A 6,171-nucleotide genomic window follows, 5' to 3' on the forward strand; every position below is an offset into this window, starting at 1 on the left:
AGCAGAACCCATGTCCGAAGAAAGTGATGTAGAAAAAACAGAAGAACCCACCCCCCACAAGCTATCTAAAGCGCGTGAAGAAGGGCAAATTCCACGATCCAAAGAGCTGACCTCAATCCTGATGCTGCTGGTCGGTTGGTTGCTGATTCTGGTGGGTGGTAATCATGTTGCTGGGAAGCTCGCTCTATTACTCCATAACGGGCTGATGTTTGACCGGCTACTGGTATTTGATACCGATACCATGCTGCTGCGCATTTATGAATTATTCAAGAATGCGTTATTTGCGGTACTGCCCATATTACTGGGATTGTTCATCACGGGAATTACTTCACCAGCACTGTTAGGTGGGCTGAATTTAAGCGGTAAGTCTCTGAAAGTAGATCTCAAGCGTTTGAATCCTTTATCAGGATTCAAACGCATGTTTTCGACACAAGTTGTCTCTGAATTATTAAAAAGCGTTTTGAAAGTCACTCTGGTGGGAACGGCTTGCGCCATTTTTATCTTGAGTAATAAAGCACACATGATCCAGCTGATTTATGAGCCGGTAACCATTGCATTGAAAGATACACGGACGATAGTTTCCGGCTGTTTATTAGTGGTTATTTTGGCGCTTATTCCCTTGGTCGGTTATGACGTTTTCTACCAGATTATGAGCAACCTTAAAAAATTACGGATGAGCCGTCAGGAAATACGTGATGAATTTAAGCAACAAGAGGGGGATCCGCACGTAAAAGGACGGATCAAACAACTGCAACGTTCAGCCGCACGCCAACGGATGATGAGCGATATTCCCAATGCAGATGTCATCGTCAATAACCCGACACATTATTCCATCGCCCTGAGTTACAAAGAAGGCGGAACTGCCGCCCCCACCATGCTGGCTAAAGGTGCGGGAGACATTGCATTGCGCATCAGAGAGGAAGGTCTTAAGCACGGTATTCCAATGCTTGAAGCGCCCCCGCTGGCGCGTGCCCTTTATCGCCATTGTGAGATAGGGGAACAGATCCCGACAGAGTTATATGGCGCGGTCGCCGAAGTTCTGGCCTGGGTGTATAGCGTAAAACGCTGGCGAAAAGGTAGCGGGATACTTCCTAAAAAACCTGAGAATCTTCCAGTGCCTGTTGCGCTGGATTTTGCACAAGAGAGTAAAGAGTGATGGCAAATTTAGCCACCAAATTACGTTTACCGGATTTTAAACAAACGCAATGGCAAATACTGGCAGGCCCGGTATTAATCATGACCATTTTGGCCATGATGATATTGCCGTTGCCGCCGTTTATCCTGGACCTATTATTCACCTTTAATATCGTACTTTCACTGATGATATTATTGGTTGCCATGTTTACGCAAAATACGCTGGAATTCTCGGCATTTCCCACCGTTTTGTTATTTGCCACACTATTACGTTTGGCACTAAACATTGCCTCTACCCGTATTATTCTGATGCATGGTCACACCGGTGCTGGTGCCGCCGGTCAGGTGATCGACGCCTTTGGCCATTTTTTGGTCGGCGGTAATTTTGCCATTGGTATTATCGTTTTTATCATTCTGGTTATTATCAATTTTATGGTAATTACCAAAGGGGCCGGGCGTATTGCAGAAGTTGGCGCACGTTTCGTCCTTGATGGGATGCCGGGCAAGCAGATGGCGATCGATGCCGATCTGAATGCGGGCATTATTGGCGAAGAAGAAGCTAAACGCCGCCGTAGTGATGTGACTCAGGAAGCCGATTTTTATGGCTCGATGGACGGTGCCAGTAAGTTTGTGCGCGGTGATGCTATCGCCGGCTTGCTGATTATGGCAATTAACGTCATCGGGGGCCTGTTTATTGGTATTCTGCAACATGACATGTCATTTGCTGAAGCGGGTGAAACCTACACGCTGCTAACCATCGGTGATGGTCTGGTTGCCCAGATTCCAGGACTGATCATTTCCACCGCTGCGGGTGTGATTGTGACACGCGTTGCCACCGATCAGGATGTCGGTGAACAGATGATGACTCAGCTGTTCAATAATCCACAGGTGATGGTGCTGGCAGCAGGTGTAACCGGCCTGCTCGGTATTATTCCGGGTATGCCCAATTTCGTTTTCCTGTTATTTACCATTGGGTTATTGGCTCTGGCATGGTGGATGCGCGGGCGCAACTTGGCCGATGCTACTGGCACTAAACGCGGCATAAACAAAGACGATAAAAGCGCCATGAAAGCAGAAGCACAAGCGGCTCAGGCAACTGAGGCCTCTTGGTCTGATGTCCAACATGAAGATGTGTTGGGGTTAGAAGTTGGCTATCGCTTGATTCCTATGGTCGATACTGAGCAAAAAGGTCAGTTGTTGACCCGTATTCGCGGTATTCGTAAGAAGTTTGCGCAGGAAATGGGCTTTCTCCCTCCACCGGTGCATATTCGTGACAATCTGGATCTGGCTCCTACTGATTATCGTATCTTGTTGAAAGGGGTAGAAATTGGTCGGGGAGAAACACAACCTGAGCGCTGGATGGCAATCAACCCAGGCTGTGCCGAAGGTGAATTGGCCGGCACGCCGTGCCAGGATCCGGCCTTTGGTTTACCTGCAGTCTGGATTGATGAAGTGTTGCGCGAACAGGCACAGGCGCTGGGCTATACCGTGGTTGATCCCAGTTCGGTTATTGCCACACATTTGAATCATTTGATCTCGCTGCACACCGATGAGCTGTTTGGCCGTCAGGAGACACAACAATTACTGGATCGTTTGACGAAAGATATGCCGAAATTGGTTGAAGACCTGATTCCCGGTGTTATTTCACTGACAACCTTCCACAAAGTATTGCAAAACTTGCTGGCGGAACGTATTTCAATCCGAGATATCAGAACAATAATCGATACTCTCGCTGAATATTCTACACAAACTGATCCCGATGAGCTGACCGCACAGGTCCGTATCCGGTTGGGCCGTGCCATCACGCAGCAGTGGTTCCCTGGCAATGAAGACATTCAGGTAATTGGCCTCGACCTTAATCTTGAACGATTATTGATTCAGGCAACCCAAAGCGGCAGTGCCATTGAACCCGGTATTGCAGAGAATATTATGCAGCAAACGGAAAAGGCCATTTTGCAGCAGGATGCTATCGGTGCGCCACTGGTGCTGCTGGTTAATCAACCTTTGCGTTTCATGCTATCGCGTTTCCTGCGCCGGGTGTTTCCTCAGTTGGCGGTTATCTCCAATCAGGAGATCAGCAACAACCGCACCGTGCGAATGTCCTTCGTGATCGGAGGCAAGCAGTGAAACTGTTCGTTTTGATATTATTTGCTGTGACTAGCTCTCCACTGGTGGCTTCGGCCACCAATGGTTCATGGAGTGGTAATGGCGCTGGCGGTATCATCAGTGTCGGCGGGCAAACTCTGGCCAGCCGCCCCTTACTGCCGGAACTGCCGCCAACAGCCACCCTGCAACGTATTAGCTGGCGTATTAAGCTGCTCTCTGCGCCCCCACCGGGGTTGCAGATAAAGTTATGCAGCCAGCAGAGTTGCATCCTGTTGGATTCATTAGCAGGTCAAAAAAGTGTCGACGGCATACTCACATCCCACGGGCCTTTTTACTTTATTTACTCTGTCGAAAGTCAGGGGCAACTTCTGCCACCACTGAATGTCGTTAATAATCAACTGACCATTAATTATCGTTAATCAATAAGCGGCTTAAAACATCAGAATAATATAAAACCTGTCGAGGGAAGTGCGGGTGATAAAAACGGAGGTGGCGCTGGAGTGTCCAACGCATCAAAGAATGTTAAAGGCTATTTCATTGTGAAAATAGCCTCTCCTGGCATTAATGGAAGGCAGAGGTGAATTGTGATGAATAAGCCTTGTTGCATTTTTTCCCAAGATGTAAAGATGATATTTCTTTCTGTAATACATCAAGACGATTTTTGAGTGTTTTGGTGATCTCACCTTCATTTTCCAACAGATTGGTTAAAATGATTTTGAGGCTTTTCTTCTCGTCTTGCATCATATCTGCTGGTTGACGTTCAATAACATCATGCAGTGTCACAATATAAATTTCAGCTAACTCAATAAACTCCTCCCATTTCCCTTGCCTGACCATTTCCAGCAAGTTCAAGTTCAGCTCATAAATATTTTCGTAATCTTCTGATAATGAATTATCCATAGTTTACCTGTTTTCCTTAGGTTCAATTTCTTTCCAGGTGATAGAAAGGTTCGTCAAAATTTCACTAATGCTGGTGAGTTCTGCGGCAGAGTTATGTAAGTTGGCTTGCAGAAGAGTCCGTGACATGTAGTCATATAAGCTCTCAAGATCCTGAGCAATCTCCTTGCCAATCTCATGATCTAATGATGTTCTCAGCCCGTTATCAATAATATTGATAGCTTTTGAAATCATCTCGCCACGCCGTGCCACATTACCGTTTTCAAAATGAATCTTTGCCCGTAAAACGGCATTGAGCGCACCATCAAGTAACAATGAAATTAGCTGATGCGGTGATGCGCCCGCCAGTTGACTCTCCAGGTCAATTCGAGCGTAGGCGTTACGCCCCTGACTTGAATACATATTTCCTCCGCAGTAAATAGGCAGGAGCCTGCGCCACCTGCCAGTAAATTAATTCAACAGTTAAATTGTCGACAACAGCGAAACCAGCTGGCTGCTCATGCTGTTAAGTTTTGACATGGTGCTGTCCAGATTCTGGAACTGCACCCGATAGCGTTCAACCTGGGCATCAATTAACTTTTGTGTCTTTTCAATCTGGGCATCCATGATTTTGACCTGTGAATCCAGGCCCTCAGTAGATGTCTTAATGATGCCATCGGTCTTTTTATCAGGATCACCGGCATAATCAGTGATCATGCTACTCAGCTTGGTGGCCAGCCCTTCGCTCTCACCGCGACCGATAAACATATCAGCGATGCCGTCAGGGTTGTCAGCAATAGCCTCATCCAACTTCGACTCAGTGAGCGTCATTTGCCCAGTAGCTGCGTCAATTTTGATCCCTAGATCGGCCAGCGAACCATAATCGGCGTCAGAGTCACCATAAACACCATTTACTGCGGATCGGAAGTCACTCACCATGCCACGCAAGGTGGAATCGCCCATCAGCGCGCCGTTCTGGGCATTCTGGGTGGCAACATCGGAGTCAGTCAGCCCTGAAGTCTCATTCGGTACATATTTACTGGCGGCGGAAGTTAGCTTGAGCAGTGCATTGTACTTTTCCACAAAGTCTTTAACGCTGGACTTGATGGCCGAGGTATCACGGGTGAGCGTCAACTGCTCTGATTTGCCCTCTTCCGATACCTCTTTCAGTACCAATGTCACGCCGGTAATAATATCGGTAATGTTATTTGATGAGCGGGTATATTCACTGCCATCCACGCTGAGTTTCGCGTCCTGAGCAGAGGTCACCATTTTCATCGCATCGCCACTGCTGGCTGGATTATCCTCATCAAAACCACCATTCTGGGTGTTCAACATGCTACCCAGCTTTTCGTCTCCATCGACACTGACCGTCATTTCGCCATCAGAGCCGGTGCTTTTCGAGGTCAATACCAACTGATAACCATCATCCGTGCGCTGTACCGACGCACCAACACCGCCATCCTGCTTATTAATAGCTTTGGCAATTTGGTTGAGCGAGGTTTCATCATCTTTCAGTTCGACATTGGTGGTCTTACCATCCCCAGTCGTGATGGTGATAGTGCGCGTACCGCCGTTCTTCTCCCCTTGCATGGTATCGGCACTGTCAAACCCATCAGTTTTTAGCTTATGTGCGGTGGCCAGTTGGTTAATGGTCACCACATGGCTGTCGGCGTTAGCCTCGCTGGTTGCCGTAGCGGTAAAGGCTTTGTTACTGCCCACCGTTAAGGTATTAAACGCATCGCCGGATAACTTTTTTACACTAGTTTGTAATGCTGACAGCGAGCTGGAGATTTGCCCCCAGGCCGAAATCTTAGCCTTATAGCTGGTCTGCATCTTGGTATAAGGCGTCAGACGCATCTGCTCGCCGGCTTTAATCTGTTCCAGCATAGAGGCGGTATCTACACCGCCCGTACCGATACCTAATGATGATATGGAAGCCATTAAATTCTCCTATATAGAATTTATTCTGTTTTTAATTACTCTTCTCTATTAGCTATCGGTTGTAATGCTATAAAGTTTAATTTTTTGCATCCGCTTCATCAACTATATGTC

At 47.3% G+C, this 6,171-nt stretch carries 6 protein-coding genes; 3 read left to right on the plus strand and 3 right to left on the minus strand.

The annotated features are described in order from the left end of the window. Positions 1-10: 10 nt before the first annotated feature. From flhB to HU019_RS16635, 3 genes are read left to right on the plus strand one after another with little or no spacing between them, the layout of a single operon-like run. Positions 11-1,156: a flagellar biosynthesis protein FlhB gene (gene flhB, locus HU019_RS16625; protein ID WP_174848051.1), complete on the plus strand. Its 1,146-nt coding sequence runs from the start codon at positions 11-13 to the stop codon at positions 1,154-1,156. After that, the gene (gene flhA, locus HU019_RS16630) at positions 1,156-3,261 is read left to right on the plus strand and encodes a flagellar biosynthesis protein FlhA (protein ID WP_174848052.1); all 2,106 of its coding nucleotides are present in this window, start codon (positions 1,156-1,158) and stop codon (positions 3,259-3,261) included. The genes flhB and flhA overlap by 1 nt, the downstream gene beginning before the upstream one ends. Continuing rightward, entirely contained in the window at positions 3,258-3,659 is a 402-nt protein-coding gene (locus HU019_RS16635) for a flagellar protein FlhE (RefSeq protein ID WP_227739411.1), read from the plus strand. Before flhA ends, HU019_RS16635 begins: the two co-directional genes overlap by 4 nt. A 142-nt stretch (positions 3,660-3,801) precedes the next feature. On the opposite strand, the gene HU019_RS16640 is transcribed toward HU019_RS16635, so the two are convergent. The 3 genes from HU019_RS16640 to fliD are packed head-to-tail and all read right to left on the minus strand — an operon-like array spanning position 3,802 to position 6,060. After that, the gene (locus HU019_RS16640; protein ID WP_227719314.1) at positions 3,802-4,140 is read right to left on the minus strand and encodes a flagellar protein FliT; all 339 of its coding nucleotides are present in this window, start codon (positions 4,138-4,140) and stop codon (positions 3,802-3,804) included. Between the two features lie 3 nt (positions 4,141-4,143). Further along, positions 4,144-4,539: a flagellar export chaperone FliS gene (gene fliS, locus HU019_RS16645; protein WP_076707244.1), complete on the minus strand. Its 396-nt coding sequence runs from the start codon at positions 4,537-4,539 to the stop codon at positions 4,144-4,146. Positions 4,540-4,599: 60 nt separating this feature from the next. Next, positions 4,600-6,060, minus strand: a complete 1,461-nt coding sequence (fliD, locus tag HU019_RS16650) for a flagellar filament capping protein FliD (protein WP_174848053.1) — start codon at positions 6,058-6,060, stop codon at positions 4,600-4,602. Positions 6,061-6,171 lie beyond the last annotated feature (111 nt).

The sequence above is a fragment of the Yersinia artesiana genome (genome assembly GCF_902726545.1).
GTDB classification, from domain to species: domain Bacteria; phylum Pseudomonadota; class Gammaproteobacteria; order Enterobacterales; family Enterobacteriaceae; genus Yersinia; species Yersinia artesiana.